Origin of the sequence: Kitasatospora sp. NPDC002040 (assembly GCF_040296785.1) — a bacterium.
GTDB lineage: Bacteria > Actinomycetota > Actinomycetes > Streptomycetales > Streptomycetaceae > Kitasatospora.
The window spans coordinates 251,643-272,870 of record NZ_JBEOXV010000006.1 but is presented as its reverse complement, the minus strand read 5'-3'; the positions used below and the strand labels follow the sequence as shown (position 1 = coordinate 272,870).

At 74.2% G+C, this 21,228-nt stretch carries 16 protein-coding genes, 2 rRNA genes and 1 pseudogene; 13 read left to right on the top strand and 6 right to left on the bottom strand.

Features of this window, described 5'->3' with window-relative positions:
* The 3 genes and pseudogenes from ABT118_RS18255 to ABT118_RS32755 form a co-directional block, all read left to right on the top strand.
* Positions 1–93 (top strand): 23S ribosomal RNA (locus ABT118_RS18255); the annotation flags it as partial.
* A gap of 107 nt (positions 94–200) precedes the next feature.
* Positions 201–317, top strand: a 5S ribosomal RNA gene (gene rrf, locus ABT118_RS18250).
* A 1,795-nt stretch (positions 318–2,112) separates the two neighbouring features.
* A pseudogene (locus ABT118_RS32755) lies at positions 2,113–2,815 on the top strand (tetratricopeptide repeat protein); the annotation flags it as partial.
* 366 nt (positions 2,816–3,181) lie between these two features.
* On the opposite strand, the gene ABT118_RS18240 reads toward ABT118_RS32755, so the two are convergent.
* Complete coding sequence (locus ABT118_RS18240; RefSeq protein ID WP_350669646.1) at positions 3,182–4,534, bottom strand: DUF1015 family protein; 1,353 nt, start codon at positions 4,532–4,534, stop codon at positions 3,182–3,184.
* A gap of 107 nt (positions 4,535–4,641) precedes the next feature.
* Here ABT118_RS18240 and ABT118_RS18235 point away from each other — a divergent pair, with 107 nt between their 5' ends.
* On the top strand, positions 4,642–5,103 hold the full coding sequence (locus ABT118_RS18235) for a tetratricopeptide repeat protein (protein ID WP_350669643.1): 462 nt from the start codon (positions 4,642–4,644) through the stop codon (positions 5,101–5,103).
* 43 nt (positions 5,104–5,146) lie between these two features.
* Positions 5,147–6,196 (top strand): HAD-IIA family hydrolase, encoded by a 1,050-nt coding sequence (locus tag ABT118_RS18230; RefSeq protein WP_350669639.1) that lies wholly within the window; start codon positions 5,147–5,149, stop codon positions 6,194–6,196.
* A 38-nt stretch (positions 6,197–6,234) separates the two neighbouring features.
* Here ABT118_RS18230 and ABT118_RS18225 read toward each other — a convergent pair whose 3' ends face one another.
* Positions 6,235–6,582, bottom strand: a complete 348-nt coding sequence (locus ABT118_RS18225) for an SCP2 sterol-binding domain-containing protein (protein WP_350669636.1) — start codon at positions 6,580–6,582, stop codon at positions 6,235–6,237.
* Positions 6,583–6,646: 64 nt separating this feature from the next.
* Positions 6,647–7,918 carry an acyl-CoA thioesterase/BAAT N-terminal domain-containing protein gene (locus ABT118_RS18220; RefSeq protein WP_350669633.1) on the bottom strand — a complete coding sequence of 424 codons (1,272 nt, stop codon included), beginning with the start codon at positions 7,916–7,918 and terminating at the stop codon, positions 6,647–6,649.
* A gap of 193 nt (positions 7,919–8,111) precedes the next feature.
* Here ABT118_RS18220 and ABT118_RS18215 point away from each other — a divergent pair, with 193 nt between their 5' ends.
* The 4 genes from ABT118_RS18215 to ABT118_RS18200 all read left to right on the top strand — a co-directional run bounded on the left by ABT118_RS18215 (position 8,112) and on the right by ABT118_RS18200 (position 10,788).
* Positions 8,112–8,810, top strand: coding sequence for a hypothetical protein (locus ABT118_RS18215; RefSeq protein WP_350669630.1), 699 nt, complete (start codon positions 8,112–8,114; stop codon positions 8,808–8,810).
* Positions 8,803–8,970 (top strand): hypothetical protein, encoded by a 168-nt coding sequence (locus ABT118_RS18210; protein ID WP_350669628.1) that lies wholly within the window; start codon positions 8,803–8,805, stop codon positions 8,968–8,970. Before ABT118_RS18215 ends, ABT118_RS18210 begins: the two co-directional genes overlap by 8 nt.
* A 23-nt stretch (positions 8,971–8,993) precedes the next feature.
* Positions 8,994–9,800 carry a TlyA family RNA methyltransferase gene (locus tag ABT118_RS18205; protein ID WP_350669691.1) on the top strand — a complete coding sequence of 269 codons (807 nt, stop codon included), beginning with the start codon at positions 8,994–8,996 and terminating at the stop codon, positions 9,798–9,800.
* Positions 9,801–9,888: 88 nt separating this feature from the next.
* Positions 9,889–10,788 (top strand): NAD kinase, encoded by a 900-nt coding sequence (locus ABT118_RS18200; RefSeq protein ID WP_350669625.1) that lies wholly within the window; start codon positions 9,889–9,891, stop codon positions 10,786–10,788.
* Between the two features lie 31 nt (positions 10,789–10,819).
* Here the strand turns inward: ABT118_RS18200 and yczR are convergent, their stop codons facing one another.
* Positions 10,820–12,301: a MocR-like transcription factor YczR gene (yczR, locus tag ABT118_RS18195; protein WP_350669619.1), complete on the bottom strand. Its 1,482-nt coding sequence runs from the start codon at positions 12,299–12,301 to the stop codon at positions 10,820–10,822.
* Positions 12,302–12,539: 238 nt separating this feature from the next.
* Between yczR and yczE the strand changes: the two genes are divergently transcribed.
* The 3 genes from yczE (at position 12,540) to ABT118_RS18180 (ending at position 16,376) form a co-directional block, all read left to right on the top strand.
* Positions 12,540–13,217 carry a membrane protein YczE gene (gene yczE / locus ABT118_RS18190; RefSeq protein ID WP_350669616.1) on the top strand — a complete coding sequence of 226 codons (678 nt, stop codon included), beginning with the start codon at positions 12,540–12,542 and terminating at the stop codon, positions 13,215–13,217.
* A 130-nt stretch (positions 13,218–13,347) separates the two neighbouring features.
* Entirely contained in the window at positions 13,348–15,081 is a 1,734-nt protein-coding gene (gene recN, locus ABT118_RS18185; RefSeq protein ID WP_350669687.1) for a DNA repair protein RecN, read from the top strand.
* A 134-nt stretch (positions 15,082–15,215) separates the two neighbouring features.
* A complete protein-coding gene (locus ABT118_RS18180) occupies positions 15,216–16,376 on the top strand; it encodes a glycosyltransferase family 4 protein (protein ID WP_350669614.1) in 1,161 nt (386 codons plus the stop codon).
* 16 nt (positions 16,377–16,392) lie between these two features.
* Here the strand turns inward: ABT118_RS18180 and ABT118_RS18175 are convergent, their stop codons facing one another.
* Positions 16,393–17,979: an MFS transporter gene (locus tag ABT118_RS18175; RefSeq protein WP_350669610.1), complete on the bottom strand. Its 1,587-nt coding sequence runs from the start codon at positions 17,977–17,979 to the stop codon at positions 16,393–16,395.
* 88 nt (positions 17,980–18,067) lie between these two features.
* Between ABT118_RS18175 and ABT118_RS18170 the strand changes: the two genes are divergently transcribed.
* Positions 18,068–18,718 carry a TetR/AcrR family transcriptional regulator gene (locus ABT118_RS18170; RefSeq protein ID WP_350669606.1) on the top strand — a complete coding sequence of 217 codons (651 nt, stop codon included), beginning with the start codon at positions 18,068–18,070 and terminating at the stop codon, positions 18,716–18,718.
* A 58-nt stretch (positions 18,719–18,776) separates the two neighbouring features.
* On the opposite strand, the gene ABT118_RS18165 is transcribed toward ABT118_RS18170, so the two are convergent.
* On the bottom strand, positions 18,777–20,738 hold the full coding sequence (locus ABT118_RS18165; protein ID WP_350669603.1) for a glycoside hydrolase family 15 protein: 1,962 nt from the start codon (positions 20,736–20,738) through the stop codon (positions 18,777–18,779).
* Positions 20,739–21,228: the final 490 nt, after the last annotated feature.

The following is a 21,228-nucleotide window of genomic DNA, read 5'->3' as shown; positions in this document are numbered from 1 at the left end:
GGCTCCCAGTAGACGACTGGGTTGATAGGCCGGATGTGGAAGCCCTGTAAGGGGTGGAGCTGACCGGTACTAATAGGCCGAGGGCTTGTCCTCAGACGCTCGCGTTCACTGTGTGGTTCCCGGGTAGCGAACAGCTATCGCCGGTGAGAAACCACTTTATAAACTAAAAAGTGTGTGTTTCGCTGAATACCCGATAGGGTTTCGGTGGTCATAGCACGAGGGAAACGCCCGGTCACATTCCGAACCCGGAAGCTAAGCCTCGTAGCGCCGATGGTACTGCAGGGGGGACCCTGTGGGAGAGTAGGACGCCGCCGAACAAGTATTCAAAAGGCCGTTGGCCCCAGCGATTCGCTGGGGCCAACGGCCTTTTTTGTTTTTCCCCCGATAGAAGCAGGCCGGCCACCGCCCGACAGCGGGAGATGGCCGGATGCCGGACAATGGAGCTGGTGTGCGGCCACACGGGCCCCACCACACCGCACCGGGCGACGTCGTCGCCCTGGCCGCGCGGTCGAGCAGAAGCAGCAGACAGGAGTCACCACGATGTCGAACCCTCCCCAGGACCGTCCCGACCGTCGATCGGACGATGGCCGCGGCAACGATTCCCGGTCGCGTGGGGGTTGGTCCAACGACCGTGGTCCGCGTCGCGACGACCGCTCGTCGAGCGACCGCCCCTCGTACGGCAACCACGATGACCGTGGCGGCCGTCCCTCCGGCGACCGTCCGTCGTACGGTGACCGTCGCCCCTCGGGTGACCGTCCGTCCTACGGCAACCGCGATGACCGTGGCGGCCGTCCCTCCTACGGTGACCGTCCGTCGTACGGCAACCGTGACGATCGTGGCGGCCGTCCCTCGGGTGACCGTCCGTCGTACGGTGACCGTCGCCCGTCGGGTGACCGTCCCTCGTACGGCAACCGCGATGACCGTGGTGGCCGCCCGTCGGGTGACCGTCCCTCGTACGGCAACCGCGATGACCGTGGTGGCCGCCCGTCGGGTGACCGTCCCTCGTACGGCAACCGTGACGACCGTGGTGGCCGTCCCTCCGGTGACCGTCCGTCCTACGGCAACCGCGATGACCGCGGTGGCCGTCCTTCCGGCGACCGTCCGTCGTACGGTGACCGTCGCCCGTCCGGTGACCGTCCCTCCTACGGCAACCGTGACGACCGTGGTGGCCGCCCGTCGGGTGACCGTCCCTCGTACGGCAACCGCGATGACCGCGGTGGCCGTCCGTCCTTCGGTGACCGCCCGTCGGGTGATCGTCCGTCGTACGGTGACCGTCGTCCCTCGGGTGACCGTCCCTCGTACGGCAACCGCGATGACCGTGGCGGCCGTCCGTCCTACGGTGACCGCCCGTCGTACGGCAACCGTGACGACCGTGGCGGCCGTCCTTCCGGCGACCGTCCGTCGTACGGTGACCGTCGCCCCTCCGGTGACCGTCCCTCCTACGGCAACCGCGATGACCGTGGCGGCCGTCCGTCCGGCGACCGTCCCTCGTACGGTGACCGTCCGTCCGGTGGTGGCTTCCGTCGTGACGACCGCCCCTCCGGCGACCGTCCGTCCTACGGTGACCGTCGCCCCTCCGGTGATCGTCCGTCGTACGGTGACCGTCGCCCGTCGGGCGACCGTCCCTCGTACGGCAACCGTGACGACCGTGGTGGCCGCCCCTCCGGCGACCGTCCGTCGTACGGCAACCGCGATGACCGCGGTGGTCGTCCGTCCTACGGTGACCGCCCGTCGGGTGACCGCCCGTCCTACGGCAACCGTGACGACCGTGGTGGCCGCCCGTCGGGTGACCGTCCGTCCTACGGTGACCGTCGCCCGTCGGGCGACCGTCCCTCGTACGGCAACCGTGACGACCGTGGTGGCCGTCCCTCCGGCGACCGCCCGTCCTACGGTGACCGTCGCCCCTCGGGTGACCGTCCCTCCTACGGTGACCGTCGCCCGTCCGGTGACCGTCCCTCCTACGGTGGCGACCGTGGTGGCCGTCCGTCGTACGGCAACCGCGATGACCGTGGTGGCCGTCCGTCCTACGGGAACCGTGACGACCGTGGCCCGCGTCGGGACGAGCGTTCGGACTACGACGACCGCCGGGGCAACTTCGAGCCGGTCAAGCGGCTGCCGATCCCGGAGGACGTCACCGGGTTCGAGCTGGACGGCGATGTCCGCCAGGACCTGAAGAGCCTGCCGAAGACCCTCGCGGACGATGTCGCGCGCAACCTGGTGATGGTGGCCCGGACGCTCGACACCGACCCCGAGGAGGCTTACCAGTACTCCCGCGTCGCGCTGCGGCTGGCCTCCAGGGTCGCCTCGGTCCGTGAGGCGGCGGGCTTCGCCTCGTACGTGACGCAGCGTTATGCGGAGGCGCTGACCGAGTTCCGCGCCGCGAAGCGGATGACCGGCCGGGTGGACCTGTGGCCGGTGATGGCGGACTGCGAGCGTGGTCTGAGCCGTCCGGAGCGGGCGCTGGCGATGGCCGGTGAGCCCGAGGTGAAGCAGCTGGACAAGGCCGGCCAGGTCGAGATGCGTCTGGTCGCGGCGGGTGCCCGTGGCGACATGGAGCAGTTCGAGGCCGCCGTGGTGACGCTGCAGAGCCCGGAGCTGGCCTCCAGCTCGATCCACCCGTGGACCGCGCGTCTGCGCTACGCCTACGCCGAGGCGCTGATCGCGGCCGGCCGTGGCGACGAGGCCCGTGACTGGTTCGCGAAGGCGGCCGAGGCGGACAGCGACGGGCAGACCAATGCCTCCGAGCGGCTCGCCGAGATCGACGGCCTGGAGTTCACCGACGCGCTCGACCCCGAGATGGCGGACGAGGACGGCCGGGAGATCCAGGACGCCGAGGACGTTCGGGACGCCGGTGACGAGGAGCTCGACGAGCTCGCCGACGCGGCCTCCGACGACCTGGACGATGACGACCGGGACCAGGACGACGAGGACGACCGGGACGACCGGGACGAGATCGTCGAGGAGCGCCCGCGCCGGAAGATCGCCATGGACGACACCGGCGACGACCGGGTCATCTACGAGGACGAGGAGGACGTCGAGGAGTACTACGACGAGGACGACCTCGAGATCGACGAGGTCGACGACGTCCGGGACTCCGGCGACCGTCGCTGACGCCGCAGGCACACAGCAGGAAGGCCCCGACCGCTCACGCGGTCGGGGCCTTTCCCGTTTCTCGGCCCGGTCAGCCGAGTTCGAGGCTGCGGAGCACCAGGCCGGTGGCCGGCTTGGGGCCGAACGAGGTGGACTTCCGGGGCATGGTCACGCCCTGCTCGGCCAGCCGCCGCACCACGCTCTCCTCCACCGGGTGCAGCAGGACGGCGGTGCCGCCGGAGCGGGCCGCCTCGCGCTCGGCGGCCGCGGCGGCGTGCAGGTAGCCGATGTCGTCGGGGCCGTCCGGGATCCGCCAGGTGTGGTCGAGCAGGGTGGCGTGCAGCACGGTGGCGTCCAGGTGGCGCCACTCCTCCGGCTTGTCGGCCGGGACGGTGGCGGTCAGCAGGGCCTCATCCGGCTCGCTGAGCAGCCAGAAGGTCCCCTCGCCACCGGTCAGCAGGAAGGCGTTGCCACCGTGGCGCTTGGCTTCGGCGAGGGCCTGCAGCGCGTGTTCCAGCGGGCCCGGCACCTCCTTGACCCGCCACTGCTCGCCCAGCCGGGCGAGTGCCTCGGCGACCGGCAGCCGGTACAGCACCCGGTGGATGGCGCGGACCCGGAGCGGGTAGCGGGCGGTGTCCACCAGCAGCACCAGCCCGCGGTCCCACGGGCTGCGCGGCAGGTGGCGGTGCTCGCGCTGGAGCCGCAGGTACATCTCCCAGCGGTGGTGGCCGTCGGCGATCAGCGCCCGACAGGTCGCCAGGTCCCGGGTCACCTCGGCCAGTTCGGCCGGGTCGGTGACGGCCCAGAGCCGGTGGTGGGTGCCGTCGGTGGTGGTCGTGGTGAGCAGCGGTTCGCCCAGTACGGCGCGCTCGACCACGCCGGCCGCGCCGCCGTTGCCCCGGTAGGTGAGCAGCAGCGGTTCGAGGTTGGCCTTGGTGGTGCGCATCAGGCCGACCCGGTCGGCGACCGGACGGGGCATCACGTCCTCGTGCGGCAGCACCACCCCGGCCTCCCGGCCGCTGACGGCCAGTGAGCCGATCAGGCCGCGCTGGAGGATGCCGTCGGCCCGCTGCTCGTAGACGTAGAGCGCGGCCTCGGGGTCGGGGGCGAGCACGCCCTCGCGCTGCCAGTCCTTGAGCAGGCGGGCGGCGTGCCGGTAGCGGGTGTCGCGGTCCGGGCGGTCGCCGCTGTCGTCCGGCTCGGGGCGGGGCAGGATCAGCCGGACGATGTTGTGCGGGTCGGCGGTCTCCAGGTCGAGCCGCCGGTTGGGATCCACCACGTCGTACGGCGGCGAGGTGACCGCCGCCAGGTTGCCCACCCGGTCGGGGCGGTACCGCAGGCCGCGGAACGGGGAGAGGGACAGCCCCGCGGTGGCGACGTGCCCGGGGTTTCCGGGGCCGCCTGTCGGAGCCGGTGCTCCACTGTCTGCACTGGGTGTCGTCATCCTGGGCATGGTAACCGGGTATGTGCTGTTCAGTGATCACAGCGCCCGCGACGGCCCGGAGGGTGTGTCAGGTCGGACGGCGGGTGTCCGGAGGGAGCGAGGCAGGCATGAGCGGGAGCGACGGGGTGCCCGAGGGCGGGGTCTACGACTGGTTCCGGCGCGGGGCGCAGCTGTTGGAGCAGGGCCATCCGGCGGCGGCGGTGCAGCTGCTGACCCGGGCGGCGGAGGTGGAGCCGGAGTCGCGGAGCATCCGGGAGATGCTGGCCCGGGCGCAGTTCGACGCGGGGCTGTTCGGGGCGGCGCTGGAGAACTTCCGGGCGGTGGCGCTGGCCGATCCCTCGGACGACTACGCTCAGTTCGGATGGGGCGTGGCGGCGGCCCGGCTGGGTGACTTCGAGACCTCGGCCGAGCATCTCGCGCTGGCGGTCGCGATGCGGCCCGGGGCCGAGCACTACCGCGCGGCCCTCCGGCAGACCAGGGTGACCCTGGCGGCCCGGGCCGGGGCGTACGGCCCGCTCCTTCCGGGCGCGCCGGGGTACACGGGCGAGGCCGGGCAGGATTCCGCCTGACGGTGTGACAGGCGGCGACGACTGAGGACGAGGTGCAGCGGGCATGACGGAGACCGGCGCAACTGGCGCGAACGGCGCAACCGGCCGGGCACGGACGGCACCCGGGGGCTCCGACCTCCCGCTGACCGAGGCGTACGACACCGCGCTGCTCGACCTGGACGGTGTGGTGTACGCCGGCCCGAACGCGATCGACCACGCGGCCGACTCGCTGGCGGTGGCCCGGGACCGCGGCATGCGGCTGGCGTACGTCACCAACAACGCGTCCCGGCCGCCCCGGGTGGTGGCGGAGCACCTGACCGAGCTGGACATCCCGGCCGAGCCGTCCGACGTGATCAACTCCGCCCAGGCGGCGGCCCGGCTGGTGGCCGAGAAGGTCCCCGCCGGGGCGAAGGTGCTGGTGGTGGGTGGTGCCGGGCTGGTCGAGGCGCTGGCCGAGCACGGTCTGGTGGCGGTCCGCTCGCTGGCCGAGCAGCCGCTCGCGGTGGTGCAGGGCTACGACCCCTCGGTGGGCTGGGAGCAGCTGGCCGAGGCCTCGTACGCGGTCGCGTCCGGGCTGCCGTGGGTGGCCTCGAACACCGACCTGACGGTGCCGACCGCACGCGGCATCGCGCCCGGGAACGGGACGCTGGTGGCCGCCGTCCGTACGGCCACCGGGGTGGAGCCGGAGGTGGCGGGCAAGCCGCTGCCGCCGATGCACCGGGAGACGGTGATCCGGACCGGCGCGAAGCGGCCGCTGGTGGTCGGCGACCGGCTCGACACCGACATCGAGGGTGCCTGGAACGGCGGGGTCGACAGTCTGCTGGTCTTCACCGGGGTCACCACGCCGGCGCTGCTGCTGGACGCCCCGGTGGAGCACCGCCCGACGTACCTGGCGGCGGACCTGCGCGGGCTGCTGACGGCCCATCGGGCGGCGGTCGCCGTGGACGGCGGCTTCGAGTGCGGCGGCTGGCGGGCCTGGGCGGAGGACGGGGTGCTGCGGCTGTCCGGGGCGGGGGAGGACCGGTACGACGGGCTGCGGGCGCTCTGCGGCGCGGCCTGGTCGGCGGGGGCGGGGCTGGACGGGCGGAAGGCGCTCGCGGAGCTGGGCTTCTAGCCGGTTGCAGGGCCCGGGGCCGGACGACCCCGGGCGCCTCAGAGCAGGGAGCGCAGGCGCAGCAGGTCGCGGAAGCCGGCTTCGAGCTTGACCCGGCCGGAGGCCCAGGCGGAGGCGAAGTTGAGGGTGCCGCCGACCATGGCGACCAGGTCGTCGCTGGCCATGGTGAGGCGGATCTCGGCCTTGGCCGGCGGCGGGCCGGGGGTCTCGACCACGTCGGTGATCCGGCCGTCCCGGAGGCGGCCGGAGAAGGTCAGGTCGAGGTCGGTGATCCGGCAGGTCAGCGAGCGGTCGAGCGCGGCGGCCTGGCGGACCTCGCCGTTGGTGCCGGCGAGGTTGCGGCTGAGCTGCTCGAGCGCCGTACGGCACTCCTCGGTGCTGGCCATCGCTGCTGGTCTCCCCTTCGGTGCGGCTGGCTGCCCACGCTATCGCAGCGCCCGGGTGCCGTGGTCAGCCGCTGCGCAGCCCCGCGAGCAGGGCCAGGACCTGGCGCCAGCCTGCGGCCTGGGCGGCCGCGTTCCCGGCGCGGGTGCCGCCGTACCGGTTGGTCCGCCCGGCGGCGGTGTTGGCCGGGGTGGTGTCCATGGCGAGGTAGGGGAAGGTGCCGACGAGGTGTCCGGCGCCGGGGTAGACGAGTGCCCGGTGCGGAGGGCCGTCGGGTGCGATTGCTCGGGCGATCTGCTCGGCCGAGTCCGCGGAGGGCCAGAGCTCGTCGTCCGCGCCGGCGATCGCGAGCACGGGGCCGGTCACCCGGTCGAGTGGGATCGTGCCGGTCGGCACCGGCGCGCCGCCCAGGGTCCAGGCGGTCGGTCCGCTGGGGAACCCGGCGTGGACCCGGGCCGCGGGGGCGTAGACAACGGTGCCGTGGACCAGGTCCGGGTAGTGCTGGGCGAGCAGCAGGGCGGCTTCGCTGCCGCGTGAGTAGCCCATGGCGAGGAGCCGGGCGGGGTCCGCTCCCGTCTCTGCGGCCAGCAGCCGTGCGGCGGTGGCGAAGTACTCCAGCGGGACGTCCTGCAGGGTGGGCGGCAGTCCGGGCAGGGCGAAGTAGCCCAGGGACAGGGCCGGATAGCCGTGCGAGGCGAGCAGTGCCGCGGTGAAGTTCTGGCTGGTGCCGCCTTCGGAGCCGCCGAAGACCAGGACCGCCGGTCGGCGGGCCGGGCCGGGCGGCGGGCGGAAGAGCTCGCCGGTGACCCCGTCGGCCGCGAGGGTCAGTCTGCGTGCGGTGACGCCGGTGGCCGTCCAGCGGCGTTCCAGCGCCCGGGCGGCCTGCTGTCGTCCGCCGGTGTCGACGGTGAGGTGGACCTGGTAGGAGCCCTCGAGCTGCGGGTACCGGGTGATGAAGTACGCTCCGTCGGCCTCGGCGGGCGACGGGTTCATCGCCCAGAACAGGCCCATCCCGTCGACACCCTGGTAGGAGCCGGAGCGCGGGGCGGTGGTGCTGAGGTCGACGGTGCCCTGCTGGTCGGCCACGAAGGTGGCCTGGGCCTGCCAGGTGGTGTCGAGGTAGTCCGTGGTCCTGGCGGTGACGGTCACCTCCGCCTGCGGTTCGAGCCCGGTGATCCGCAGCCGGACCGCCTGGTCGGCGAGCGCGTCCGGGTGGTCGGCCTCGATGCTGACGGGGTGCGGGGCGGGGCGGGCGCCGTCCGGTGCGTCGGTGCAGCCACCGGCCAGCACCAGGACGAGAGCCGCCACCGACAGTCGGACCCAGCCGGTCCTGGCCACGTCGTCACTCCTTGTTCGCCGAGTCTGACACTCTGGCGTGGTCCAGACCACTGGTCAAGGGTGCCGGGGAGCCCGGCCGCCGGGCGGTGCCCGATCCACCGGGACGGCGGCCCGTGGGCCGTCCCGGCGGTGGCCGAGGCGGTAGCGTCGTGGGCGAGGGATTTCGTGGACGGCACGGAGGAGGTAGGCCGAGATGCTGCGGGACGCGGTGCGCGGGGTGGTCGTGGTGGCCACCGAGGTCGCCGAGGAGGCCGGCAAGCGGGTGGCCGGGCTGCTGGAGCGGTCGGGGGTGAACGTGGCGGGGCTGGAGCAGTTCCCGCCGTCGGCGAAGACCTTGCAGACGCTGGCCGGGGAGGCCGTGACGGCCGGCCGGGCCGGGGTCGACCTGGCGGTCGGGGTGGCCCGGAGCGAGGTCGAGAAGGTCTTCGAGCTGGTCGGCGACCAGGTGGTGAAGGTCGGCGTGGTGCTCGGCTACCTGGAGAGCAAGCTCCGTGAGGTGGAGGAGGAGCCGGTGCCGGCGCCGCCTCAGGAGGCCCGGGCTGGCGGCCTGTTCGACGCCGGCTGGGAGGACGAGGTCCGTCCGACCGAGCCCGAGCCCGAGCCGGACGACTGGGCGGAGGCCGACGGCTGGGCGGAGACCCCGGCGCCGGCCGCACCTGCGGTGAAGCGCGCGGCGGTGAAGAAGGCCGCGGTGGTCAAGAAGACCGCGACCGCGAAGAAGACCGCCGCTGCCGACAAGGCCCCGGTGAAGAAGGCGGCCGTGAAGAAGACGACCGCAGCCAAGACGACGACGGTCAGGACGACCGCAGCCAAGAAGACCGCAGCCAAGAAGACCGCGGCCAAGAAGACGGCGACCAAGAAGGCCGCGCCGAGGAAGCCCGCCGATGACTGACCTCGGCGAGGACGGCTTCACCCCCACCGGCCGCCCCGAGGTGGACGCGGTGCTGGCCCGCCTGGGCGAGCTGGACGGGGTGGAGACCGGCGGGCACGTGGCGGTGTACGAAGATGTACACCAGCGGCTTGCGGACACGCTCGCGGCTCTCGATCAGTAGCAGGAGATGGAACCCCAGTGGCAGTGGCACGACGCCGACTCGACGCGGAGCTGGTCCGCCGCAACCTGGCCCGTTCGCGTGAGCACGCGAGCGAGCTGATCGCGGCGGGCCGGGTGACCGTCGGCGGCACCACCGCGACCAAGCCGGCCACCCAGGTGGAGACGGCGGCGGCCGTGGTGGTGGCAGCGGACGAGAACGACCCGGACTACGTCTCGCGGGGCGGGCACAAGCTGGCCGGTGCGCTGGCGGCGTTCCTGCCCGAGGGGCTGGTGGTCGAGGGCCGCCGGGCGCTGGACGCGGGCGCCTCGACGGGCGGTTTCACGGACGTGCTGCTGCGCTCGGGCGTCGCGCACGTGCTGGCGGTGGACGTCGGGTACGGCCAGCTGGCGTGGTCGCTGCAGAGCGACGACCGGGTGACCGTGATGGACCGGACCAACGTCCGGGAGCTGACGCTGGAGCAGATCGGCGGCGAGCCGGTCGGCCTGGTGGTGGGGGACCTGTCGTTCATCTCGCTCGGCCTGGTGCTGCCCGCGCTGGCGGGGTGCTGTGCCGAGGACGCGGACCTGGTGATGATGGTCAAGCCGCAGTTCGAGATCGGCAAGGAGCGGCTCGGCAGCGGTGGAGTGGTGCGCAGCCCGGAGCTGCGGGCGGAGATGGTCCGTCAGGTGGCGGACCGGGCCTGGGCGTTGGGGCTGGGGGTGCGGGCGGTGACCGCCAGCCCGCTGCCCGGACCGTCGGGCAACGTGGAGTACTTCCTCTGGCTGCGCCAGGACGCTCCGCAGCTGGATCCGGCGGAGGCGGACCGGGCGGTCGCGGAGGGCCCCCGATAGGGTGCGACGCAGGCGTCCGGTCGTCGTGAGCGCGGCGGTCGTACCCGGGGCAACGGCGACCCGGCAGGCGTAGGGAGAGGGCAGCAGCATGAGCGAGGAACGCACGGTCTTCCTGATCGCACACACGGGTCGGGAGGCCGCGCTGCGCAGCGTCGAGGCGCTGGTGCAGGGCCTGTTGAAGGCCGGGATCAGAATCCGGCTGCTGGCGGCCGAGGCGGAGGGCCTGGACCTGCCGGACGGGGTCGAGCGGGTGCCCGGGGGGCACGGCGCGGCGGACGGCTGCGAGCTGATCCTGGTCGCGGGCGGTGACGGCACGCTGCTGCGGGGGGCGGAGCTGGCCCGGGAGTCGGGGCTGCCGATGCTGGGCATCAACCTGGGCCGGGTGGGCTTCCTGGCGGAGGCGGAGCGGGACGATCTGGCGGTGGTGGTCGATCGGGTGGTGGACGCCGACTACGAGATCGAGGACCGGATGACCCTCGACGTGCTGGTGCGGACCAACGGCGACGTGCTGTACGAGGGGTGGGCGCTGAACGAGGCGTCGATCGAGAAGGCGTCCCGGGAACGGATGCTGGAGGTGGTGACCGAGGTGGACGGCCGGCCGGTCTCCACCTTCGGCTGCGACGGGGTGGTGCTCTCGACCCCGACCGGGTCGACGGCGTATGCCTTCTCGGGCGGTGGCCCGGTGGTGTGGCCGGAGGTGGAGGCGCTGCTGATGGTGCCGATCAGCGCGCACGCGCTGTTCGCCCGGCCGCTGGTGACCTCGCCGGATTCGGTGCTGGCGGTGGAGGTGCAGCCGAGGACCCCGCACGGGGTGCTCTGGTGCGACGGCCGCCGTTCGGTCGAACTCCCGGCCGGGGCGCGGGTGGAGGTCCGCCGGGGCCGTACGCCGGTGCGGCTGGCCAGGCTGCACCGGGCGCCGTTCACCGACCGGCTGGTGGCGAAGTTCGCGCTGCCGGTGACCGGTTGGCGGGGGCGCGGCGGCTGCTGACCGACTGCGGGCGGTGGTCGGCGGCCGGGGGTCAGACCGCCAGCGGCAGTGCGGTGTCGAGTCCGTTCCAGCGGCCGGTGGCGGCGAGTTCGGCGGTGTCGGCCAGGCGGGCGACGGCTTCGGCGGCGGCCGGTCCGGGCACGGTGAGCGGGATCCGGAGGTGGTGCTCGAACGCGCCGTCGACGCCGAACCGCGACCCGGCCGCGATCCGTACCCCGGTCTGTTCGCCGGCCTGGGCGAGGGCGCTGCCGGACAGGCCGCCGGTGGTCACCCAGAGGGCCAACCCGCCTGGCGGCAGGGTGACTTGCCAGTGCGGGAGCTGTTCGCGCAGGGCGGCCGCGATGCCCTCGGCGCTGGCCCGCAGCCGGGCGTGCCGGTCGGCCCTGATCTCGACCAGGTGTTCGGTGATCATCTCGGCGGCGATCAGCTGGTCGAGCACCGGGCTGCCGATGTCGGTGAAGGCCCGGTCGGTCGCCAACTGCCGTACCAGCGCGGCGTTCGCGCGGACCCAGCCGATCCGCAGGCCGCCCCAGAGCAGCTTGCTGGCGGAGCCGACGGTGACCACCTGGGCGGCCCGGTCGAGCGCGGCGGTCGGTCGGGGCATGGTCAAGTCGCCCAGGCCCCAGTCGAGTTCGGCCGGGGTCTCGTCCACCACCACGGTGGTGCCGGCGGCCCTGGCGGCGGCCAGCAGGGCCCGGCGCTGCTCCTCGTCGACCAGCGCGCCGGTGGGGTTGTGGAAGTCGGGGATCACGTACGCGACTCGGGGGGCCGCGCCGCGCAGCACCCGCTGCCACTCGGGCAGGTCCCAGCGCGGCCCGGCGTACGGGACGGGGACCAGGCGGGTCTCGGCCCGGCGCAGCGCCTGCAGGGTGTGGGCGTAGCTGGGCGCCTCGACCGCGACCCGGTCGCCCCGGCCCAGCAGGGCCCGCTGGACCAGCTGGAGCGCGGCCATCGCGCCGGTGGTGACCAGGATCTGGTCGGGTGTGCTGGGCAGCCCGCGCTCGGTGTAGCGGCGGGCGATCGCCTCCCGCAGGACGGGCACGCCGGTGGGGAAGTTGCCGTGCCCGGCGGCGTACGCGGGCAGCTGCTCGACCGCGCGGGCGGCGGCCTGCCCGAGCCAGGGCTGTGGGGCGGGCAGGGCGGCCACGCCCAGGTCGAGGGTGCGGTCGCGCTCGTCCGGCGGCACCGGGTGCAGGGCGTCGCTGGGCGGGCGGCTGCCCTCGGGCAGGGTGGTCCAGCTGCCGGAGCCGCGCCGGCTGCGCAGGTACCCCTCGGTGCGCAGCGCCTCGTACGCGGTGGCCACCGTGGTGCGGCTGAGCTCCAGCACCTGGGCCAGCTCGCGTTCGGCGGGCAGCCGGGCGCCGACCGGCAGGCGGCCCTCGGAGACCAGCAGGCGGACCTGCCCGGCCAGCGTCCGGTAGGCGGGGCGGTGGCCGGGGCTCTCGGGCAGCCGGGCGCCGCGCAGCAGGCGGGCCAGTGCGGGCGGGGTCACGGTGCTCTGCCACTCGGCCATCTGAATCAGTCCAGTTGAGAGGAATTGGCCCTGGAGAGTCTCCAGGTGGACTCCCCATGATGGCAGTGCGGCCATCGGGCCGCCAGGGGTGTCCGGCGGACCGGACCGGAGCTTCGGCCTTCCCGGCCCCGCGCACGGAAGGCGCGGACCAGGGGAAAGTCGCGGTGACTCAAGACGTGGCCCGGCTCCGGCCCGGCCCACCGGGCACCCCCGCCGCACCGTCCGAAGGAGCCACCCGATGGCCACCCTCTCCGGCCCTGTCCCCGCTCCCGTTCCCGTTCCCCGGGCCAACCGGGCCAACCGGGCCGACCGGGGCGCCTGGAGCTCCGGCCGGCTCGCCCGCCGTCTGCCGCAGCTCCTGCTCGGCCTCTGGCTCTACGGCACCAGCCTGGGCCTGATGGTCCGGGCCGGCCTGGGCGTCAACCCCTGGGACGTGCTGAACCAGGGCATGGTGCACCACTTCGGCCTCAGCATCGGCAGCTGGGTCACCATCATCGGCGCGCTGGTGCTGCTGCTCTGGATCCCGCTCCGCCAGGTCCCCGGCATCGGCACGGTCGGCAACGTGCTGATCCTCGGGGTGGCGATGGACCTCACCCTCGGCGTGCTGGACACGCCCGGGAACTGGCCGGCCCGGATCGCCCTGCTGGCGACCGGCATCGTGCTCAACGGCCTGGCCACCGGCCTCTACATCGGCGCCCGGCTCGGCCCCGGCCCCCGGGACGGCCTGATGACCGGCCTGCACCGCCGCACCGGCCGCTCGGTCCGCCTGATCCGCACCGGCATCGAGCTGACCGTGCTGGCCGTGGGCGTCCTGCTCGGCGGCACCGTGGGCGTCGGCACGGTCGCGTACGCGCTGGCGATCGGGCCGCTGGCCCAGTTCTTCCTGCGCCGGTTCACCGTCCCGGAGGGCTCCTAGCAGCACCCTCCGACAGCGCCGGTGACATAGCTCGCGCAGCGCCCGAAAGGGATGAACTTGCCCGGCCGGAGCCGCTGCTCGTCGCGCGGCGGTCCCGGAACCTCGTAAGGTCGTCACCGTGTTGGACGAGATGCGGATACGGGATCTTGGCGTCATCGACGACGCGGTGGTCGAACTGGCACCCGGCTTCACCGCCGTGACCGGTGAGACCGGGGCGGGCAAGACCATGGTGGTGACCAGCCTCGGGCTGCTGCTGGGCGGCCGGGCCGACCCGGCGCTGGTGCGGCGCGGCGCGGACCGGGCCGTGGTCGAGGGGCGGCTGTCGCTGCCGCCCGGCTCCGCGGTGCTGGAGCGGGCCGTGGAGGCCGGGGCCGAGCTGGACGACGGCGCGCTGCTGCTGAGCCGCACCGTCTCCGCCGAGGGCCGCTCGCGCGCGCACGTCGGCGGCCGGTCCGTCCCGGTCGGCCTGCTGGCCGAGCTGGGCGAGGACCTGGTGGCGGTGCACGGCCAGACCGACCAGCAGCGGCTGCTCCGGCCGTCCCGCCAGCGCGGTGCGCTGGACCGGTACGCGGGCGCCGCCGTGGCCGGGCCGCTGGCCCGCTACCGGGAGGTGTACAAGGCGCTGCGCGAGATCGCCGCGACCCTGGACGAGCTGACCACCCGGGCCCGGGAGCGGGCCCAGGAGGCCGACCTGCTCCGGTTCGGCCTGGACGAGGTCGCTGCCGCCGAGCCGGTCGCCGGGGAGGACGCCGAGCTGGCCGCCGAGGCCGAGCGGCTCGGCCACGCCGACGCGCTCTCCTCCGCCGCCACCCTGGCGCACGCCGCCCTGGCCGGGCACCCGAGCGACCCCGAGGCGGTGGACGCGGGCACCCTGGTGGCCCAGGCCCGCCGCGCGGTGGACGGCGTCCGCCAGTACGACGAGAGCCTGGCCGGGCTGGCCGACCGGCTGAACGAGGTCGGCTACCTGCTGGCCGACGTCGCCCAGGACCTGGCCGGGTACGCCGACGACCTGGACGCCGACCCGGTCCGGCTGGCCGCGGTCGAGGAGCGCCGCTCGGTGCTGGCGCAGCTGCTGCGCAAGTACGGCGGCCCGGAGAACACCCTGGCCGAGGTGCTGGCCTGGGCCGAGGCCGGCTCGGCCAGGCTGGCCGAGCTGGACGGCGACGACGACCGGATCGACCAGCTGACGGAGCAGCACGCGACACTCCGTCAGGAGCTGACCCGGCTGGCGGCCGAGGTCTCGGCGGCCCGGCAGGCCGCGGCGGGCCGGTTCGCCGAGGCGGTCTCGGCCGAGCTCGCCGAGCTGGCCATGCCGCACGCCCGGGTGACCTTCGACCTGGCCCGGACGGACGACCCGGCCGGGCTCGAACTCGACGGCCGCACCGTGGCGTTCGGCTCGCACGGCGTGGACGAGGTCGAGGTGCTGCTCGCCCCGCACCCCGGCGCCTCGCCCCGGCCGATCGCCAAGGGCGCCTCGGGCGGTGAGCTGTCCCGGGTGATGCTCGCCGTCGAGGTGGTCTTCGCGGGTGCCGACCCGGTGCCGACCTACCTCTTCGACGAGGTGGACGCGGGTGTCGGCGGCAAGGCCGCGGTCGAGATCGGCCGCCGGCTGGCCAAGCTCGCCGAGACCGCCCAGGTCGTGGTGGTCACCCACCTCCCGCAGGTGGCGGCCTTCGCCGACCGGCACCTGGTGGTGGAGAAGACCCACGACGGCACGGTGACCCGCAGCGGCGTCAAGGTGCTCTCGGACGAGGAGCGGGTACGCGAACTCTCGCGGATGCTGGCCGGTCTGGAGGACTCCGAGCTCGGCCGGGCGCACGCGGAGGAACTGCTCGCCGCGGCCCGTGCCCCGCGGCTCGGTTGACCGCTCGGTGGGCGCGCTGTTCGGTCGGACCTCCGACACGAGGGGGTGCCGACTGTCCAAGAGGGCGCCGGACCTGGCATGGTGGCGGCTGGAAACTGACTGACCAGTTCATGATCGAGTCGGAGCGAGACGACGTGGACCCTTCCGCCACCAGGGCCGGCCAAGGCACCGAACCGGGGCAGCTGCACGTGGTGCTGGTGCTCTCCGCCGCCAGCGGAGGTGTCGGCGCCCATGTGCGGTCGCTGGCCCTGGGCCTGGTCGCGCACGGCGTGGCCGTGACCGTCTGCGCCCCCGGCGGGACGGACGCGCTGTTCGGCTTCTCCCGCACCGGCGCCCGGTTCCACCTGGTCGACATCACCCCCACCTCGGGCGCCCGCAGCGACGCCACCGCGATCGGCGAGCTCCGCCGCGCCTTCACCGGCGCCGACATCGTGCACGCGCACGGCCTGCGGGCCGGGCTGCTGGCCGACCTGGCGCTGCGTACGGCCGGCCGCTTCCCCGGTCTGCGCCCGGAGACCCCGCTGGTGGTGACGTCCCATCACGCGATGCTGGCCACCGGGCTGGACCGCCGGCTCCAGCGCCTGATGGAGCGTCGGGTGGCCCGCTCCGCCGACCTGGTGCTCGGCGCCTCCTCCGACCTGGTGGCCCGGGCCCGCGAACTCGGCGCCACTGACGCCAGGCTCGGCCCGGTCGCCGCCCCGCCGATGCCGGCCGGCGGCCTCGGCCGGGAGGCCGCGCGGGCCGCGCTGCTGGCCGGCTCCGCCGAGCGGCCGGTGGTGCTCGCGGTCGGGCGGCTGGTCCAGCAGAAGTCCTTCGGCCTGCTGCTGGACGCGGTCCGGCACGGGCTCGGCGACAGCGACCCGCTGGTGGTCGTCGCCGGGGAGGGCCCGGAGGAGGACGCACTGCGGGAGCGGGTCGCCGCGGAGAAGCTGCCGGTCGAGCTGCTCGGCTACCGCACCGACGTGCCCGACCTGCTCGCGGCGGCCGACCTGGTGGTGGTCAGCAGCCGCTGGGAGGCCCGCTCACTGGTGGTCCAGGAGGCGATGCGGGCCGGTGTCCCGGTCGTCTCCACGGCGGTCGGCGGCGTGCCCGAACTGGTCGGCGAGGCCGCCCTGCTGGTCCCGTACGGCGACCCGGCCGCGCTGGCCTCGGCGGTCCGGGAGCTGCTGGCCGACCCGGCCCGGCGCAGCGCGCTCGCGGAGGCGGGGCGGCAGCAGTCCGAGACCTGGCCGGACGAGGCGGACACGGTGGCCCAGGTGCTCAGTACGTACGACGAACTGGTCCAGCGCACCTGAGCCGTGGCGGAGTGCCTTACCCGGCAAGCACGTTGACCGCTTCCGGGGCCGGCGCCGCCGTGCCCCGGGCCGGGGTCGGCCGGGACGCGGTGCGCTGCATGAGCAGGAGCGCGGCGACGGCGCCCGCGAGGGCGATGGCGGCGCAGGTCCAGGTGCCGCTGTGCATGGCGGTGGTGAAGGCGTGGTCGGCGGCATCGGTCAGGCGGACGGCCTGGTCGGGAGCGAGGTGGGCGGCGACCGCGTGGGCCGACGGGAGGTCGGCGTCGGCGGGGGCCGGGACGCCGGGCAGGGCGGTGCGCAGCCGGTCGCGGTAGGCGGCGGAGACCACGGTGCCGACCACGGCGATGCCCAGCACGCCGCCGAGTTCGCGGACCACGCCGTTGAGGGCACTGGCCATCGGCGCCTTCTCCCGGGGCAGCGCGGCCACCGCCGCCGCGCTGGCGGGGGCCATGATCAGGCCCATCCCGGCGCCGACCACCGCCATCCCGACCGAGAGCAGGGCGAACGGGGTGTCCACCCGCACCAGGGACACCCCGGCGAGTCCGAGCGCCATCAGGGCCAGCCCCCCGGCGACCGCCCTGCGGGCGCCGAACCGGGCGGTGCTGCGGTCGCTGGTGGCGGCGGTGGCGGCCATCGCCAGCGCGAACGGGAGCGCGCCCAGCCCGGCCTTCAGCGGGCTGTAGCCGTGCACCAGTTGGAGGTACTGGGTGTAGACGAAGAGTAGGCCGAACAGGGCGAAGAAGGTGACGGCGAGGGTGGCGCCGGAGGCGGCCACCGCGCGGACGGCGAACATCCGCAGGTCGACCATCGGCTGAGCGGTCGTCAGCTCCCAGGCGGCGAACCCGGCCAGCAGCACCGCCGCCACCGCCGCCTCGGTCAGGGAGGTGGCGGAGAGCCAGCCGCGCTCCGGGCCCTGGACGATCACGTCGACCAGGGCGGCCAGGCCGAGGGCCGAGAGCAGCAGGCCGGGGACGTCGAGCCGGCCGGTCCGGCGGCCCGGCAGGGCGGGGATCAGGAGTACGGCGGCGGCCAGGGTGGCGGCGACCAGCGGGACGTTGATCCAGAAGACGCTGCCCCAGGAGAAGTGTTCGAGCAGCAGGCCGCCGGCGATCGGGCCGATCACGATGCCGAGCCCGGCGGTGGCGGACCAGATCGCGATCGCCTTGGGCCGCTCCCGCTCCCCGAACAGCGACACGATCACGGAGAGCGTGGCGGGCATCACGAAGGCCGCGCCGAGCCCCATCACCGCGCGCAGGGCGATCAGCTGGTCCGCCGAGTCGGCGTTGGCGGCGACCGCCGAGGCCAGCGCGAAGACCGTCAGCCCGGTGATCAGCGAGCGGCGCTGGCCGAACCTGGCACCGAGTCCGCCCGCCGTGATCAGCATCGCGGCGAACACCAGGGTGTAGGCGTTGTTGATCCACTGCAGGTCGGCGGTGGAGGCGTGCAGGGCGCCGGCGAGCGCCGGCAGGGCGGTGTTGAGCACCGTGTTGTCGATGGTGACCACCACCAGCGAGGCGCAGAGGGCGGCCAGGGTGGCCCAGCGGCGCGGGTGGCCGGCGTCCGGATCGGGTGCGGTCGGGTCGAGCGTGGTCGGGGTGCCCATCGAGGCGTCCTAACTCTCGTAACCTTACGGCCGTTAGCTGTTGACGGGAAGGTAGCGCACTGACCTAACAGGTGTAAAGTCACTTCTCATGGAGCAGCAGGCGTCCGCCACCGAGCAGCACGAGGAGCCGGCGGCCCGGCCGCGGAACCGTCGCGGTGAGGGGCCCCGGCTGCGCGAGGAGATCGTCCGGGCGGCGCTCGGCCTGATCGAGCGCGAGGGCTCCAAGGAGGCGGTCACCCTGCGCGCGGTGGCCCGGGAGGTCGGCATCGCCGCACCCTCCATCTACGGCCACTTCCCCGACCGGGAAGCCATCGTCGAGGCGGTCGTCCTGGAGGCCCTCGCCCGGCTGAACCGGATGACCGAGGCCGCGAAGGCGGCCGAGCCGGACCCGGTGGACGCACTGCTCGCGGGCTGCGCGGCGTACGTGGAGTTCGGCACCAGGGAGCCGGCCTGCTACCGGGTCGTCTTCAGCACCACCCCGCACCCGACCGAGGTCCCGGCCTGCCAGGGGGGCAGCCGGCCGACCGGGCGGGACGCGTTCATGGCCCTGGTCCGGAGCCTGGAGGCCTGCGTCGAGGCCGGGCGCTCGACCAGCACCGACCCGTTCGGCGACGCGGTCGCGCTCTGGACGGCGCTGCACGGCCAGGTCACGCTGCGCGCCGCCCTCACGGACTTCCCCTGGCCGCCCACGGACACCGTGGCGCAGCTGGTCCGGCGGATCGCGCTGATCACCGACTGAGCTGCCCGGTCAGGGGCCCGGGGGACGGCACCGGGCCCCTGACCTGGGCACGGGGTGCCTACAGGGTCGCCTGCTCCCGCTCCCGGCCGTCGGGCTGGGCCGAGAGGTAGGCGCCCGCGCAGGCGGTGAGGCGCAGCGCGGTGTCGATCAGCGGCACGTGGCTGAACGCCTGCGGGAAGTTGCCGACCTGCCGCTGGGTGCGGGAGTCCCACTCCTCGGCCAGCAGGCCGACGTCGTTGCGCAGTGAGAGCAGCTTCTCGAACAGCTCTCTGGCCTCCTGCACCCGGCCGATCATGGCCAGGTCGTCCGCGAGCCAGAACGAGCAGGCCAGGAAGGCGCCCTCGTGCCCGGACAGCCCGTCGACGTTGTTGCCGTCCTCGTCGTGGGTGGGGTAGCGGAGCACGAAGCCGTCCTCGGTGGAGAGCTCCCGCTGGATCGCCTCGATGGTGCCGATGACCCGCTTGTCGTCCGGCGGCAGGAAGCCGACCTGGGGGATCAGCAGCAGCGAGGCGTCCAGCTCGTGGCCGCCGTAGTACTGGGTGAAGGTGTTGCGCGCGGCGTCGTAGCCCTTCTCGCAGACGTCGCGGTGGATCTCGTCCCGCAGGGCCTTCCAGCGCTCCAGCGGGCCCTCGGCGGGGGTCTGCTCGATCAGCTTGATGGTGCGGTCGACCGCGACCCAGGCCATCACCTTGGAGTGGACGAAGTGGCGGCGCGGGCCGCGGACCTCCCAGATGCCCTCGTCCGGCTCGCGCCAGTGCTTCTCCAGGTAGGTGATCAGCTTGAGCTGGAGCAGGTGGGCGTGGTCGTTGCGGGTCAGGCCGGTCATGTGGGCCAGGTGCAGCGCCTCGACCACCTCGCCGTAGACGTCCAGCTGGAGCTGGCCGGCCGCGCCGTTGCCGACCCGGACGGGCTGCGAGCCCTCGTAGCCGGGCAGCCAGTCCAGCTCCGACTCGGTCAGCTCCCGCTCGCCCGCGATGCCGTACATGATCTGCAGGTTCTCCGGGTCGCCGGCCACCGCGCGGAGCAGCCACTCGCGCCAGGCCCTGGCCTCCTCGCGGTAGCCGGTGCGCAGCAGCGAGGAGAGGGTGATTGCCGCGTCCCGGAGCCAGGTGTAGCGGTAGTCCCAGTTGCGCTCGCCGCCGATGTCCTCGGGCAGCGAGGTGGTCGGGGCGGCGACGATGCCGCCGGTGGGCGCGTAGGTGAGCGCCTTGAGCGTGATCAGCGAGCGGACCACCGGCTCCCGGTAGGGGCCCTGGTAGGTGCACTGGCCGACCCAGTCGCGCCAGAAGTCCACCGTGTCCGTGAGCGCCGTCTCGGCGTCGGGAGCGGCGGGGGCGGGCAGGTGGCTGGCCTGCCAGGTGAGGGCGAAGGCGATCCGCTCGCCCGCACCGACGGTGAAGTCGGCGTACGTGGTCAGGTCGCGGCCGTAGGTCTCGGCCGCGCCGTCCAGCCAGACCGAGTCGGGCCCGGCCACCGCGACGGTGCGGTGGCCGCCGTCGGGCTGCTCGACCCGGTGCACCCAGGGCACCACCCGGCCGTAGCTGAACCGCATCCGCAGGGCCGAGCGCATCCGGACCCGGCCGGAGACGCCCTCGACGATCCGGATCATCTGCGGGACGGCGTCCAGCCCGGCCAGCGGGCGGGGCGGCATGAAGTCGATCACCCGGACGGTGCCGCCCTGGGCGTCCCACTCCTGCTCCAGGATCAGCGAGTCGCCCCGGTAGCGGCGCCGGTCGGCCGGCACGGCGGGCGCGGCGGCGGTGGGCGGGATCGGGATCTCGCCGCTGTCGGTGAACGCCGAGCGGGGGGCCGGGGGGGCGGCCGGGGTGTCCTGGTCGGGGACCGCCTCGGCGGGGCCGATCCGCCAGAACCCGTGTTCATCCGTCCCCAGCAGGCCCGCGAACACGGCCGGGGAGTCGAATCTGGGCAGGCACATCCAGTCGACCGCCCCGTCCCTGCTGACCAGGGCGGCGGTCTGCATGTCCCCGATGAGTGCGTAGTCCTCGATACGGCCGGCCACGTGGTTCTCCAGTTCGCAATATGTGCTCGGCGGCCACCGACGGCGGGGCACACGGTGTCGCTGCGGGGCCGGAGGCGTCCTGGCGGGCGGGGCTGGTGGCCACCGGGGCGGGGCCGTGGTGGGCCCCTGGCCTGAACGGGTGAACTGGTACGGGAGGTGTCCGGTCGCGCATCGGGGACCGAGAGGCGTCGTCCTGACCCCCTCGCCCTCCGCGTGCTCTGTCTGTCGGCGATGCGTCCGTGCAGAATACTTCGGCGGCCCGGGGCGGGGCACGTGGAGAGCGCCCCGTCCGGCCGCTGTCACACCGATTGCCGCCAAAGTGGCCCGACCGGAGCAGGGCGCCTGACCCGTACGAACCAGGTGGAAGTGATCCTTCCGGGCCAGGCCGGACGGTGTTCCGGCAACGCCGGGTGAACGCCGGACGGACGCGCCGGGACGCCCGCGACCGCGTGCACGGCATCGCGCTGATACCCTGGTATCCCGTGGACTG

Coding starts and splice junctions, on each gene's coding strand:
- ABT118_RS18240 (WP_350669646.1), bottom strand. CDS start 4,534: ATGACGACACCCAGTGCAGACAGTGGAGCACCGGCTCCGACAGGCGGC.
- yczR (WP_350669619.1), bottom strand. CDS start 12,301: ATGGCCGAGTGGCAGAGCACCGTGACCCCGCCCGCACTGGCCCGCCTG.
- ABT118_RS18210 (WP_350669628.1), top strand. CDS start 8,803: ATGACTGACCTCGGCGAGGACGGCTTCACCCCCACCGGCCGCCCCGAG.
- ABT118_RS18230 (WP_350669639.1), top strand. CDS start 5,147: ATGACGGAGACCGGCGCAACTGGCGCGAACGGCGCAACCGGCCGGGCA.
- yczE (WP_350669616.1), top strand. CDS start 12,540: ATGGCCACCCTCTCCGGCCCTGTCCCCGCTCCCGTTCCCGTTCCCCGG.
- ABT118_RS18170 (WP_350669606.1), top strand. CDS start 18,068: ATGGAGCAGCAGGCGTCCGCCACCGAGCAGCACGAGGAGCCGGCGGCC.
- recN (WP_350669687.1), top strand. CDS start 13,348: ATGCGGATACGGGATCTTGGCGTCATCGACGACGCGGTGGTCGAACTG.
- ABT118_RS18175 (WP_350669610.1), bottom strand. CDS start 17,979: ATGGGCACCCCGACCACGCTCGACCCGACCGCACCCGATCCGGACGCC.
- ABT118_RS18200 (WP_350669625.1), top strand. CDS start 9,889: ATGAGCGAGGAACGCACGGTCTTCCTGATCGCACACACGGGTCGGGAG.
- ABT118_RS18215 (WP_350669630.1), top strand. CDS start 8,112: ATGCTGCGGGACGCGGTGCGCGGGGTGGTCGTGGTGGCCACCGAGGTC.
- ABT118_RS18235 (WP_350669643.1), top strand. CDS start 4,642: ATGAGCGGGAGCGACGGGGTGCCCGAGGGCGGGGTCTACGACTGGTTC.
- ABT118_RS18225 (WP_350669636.1), bottom strand. CDS start 6,582: ATGGCCAGCACCGAGGAGTGCCGTACGGCGCTCGAGCAGCTCAGCCGC.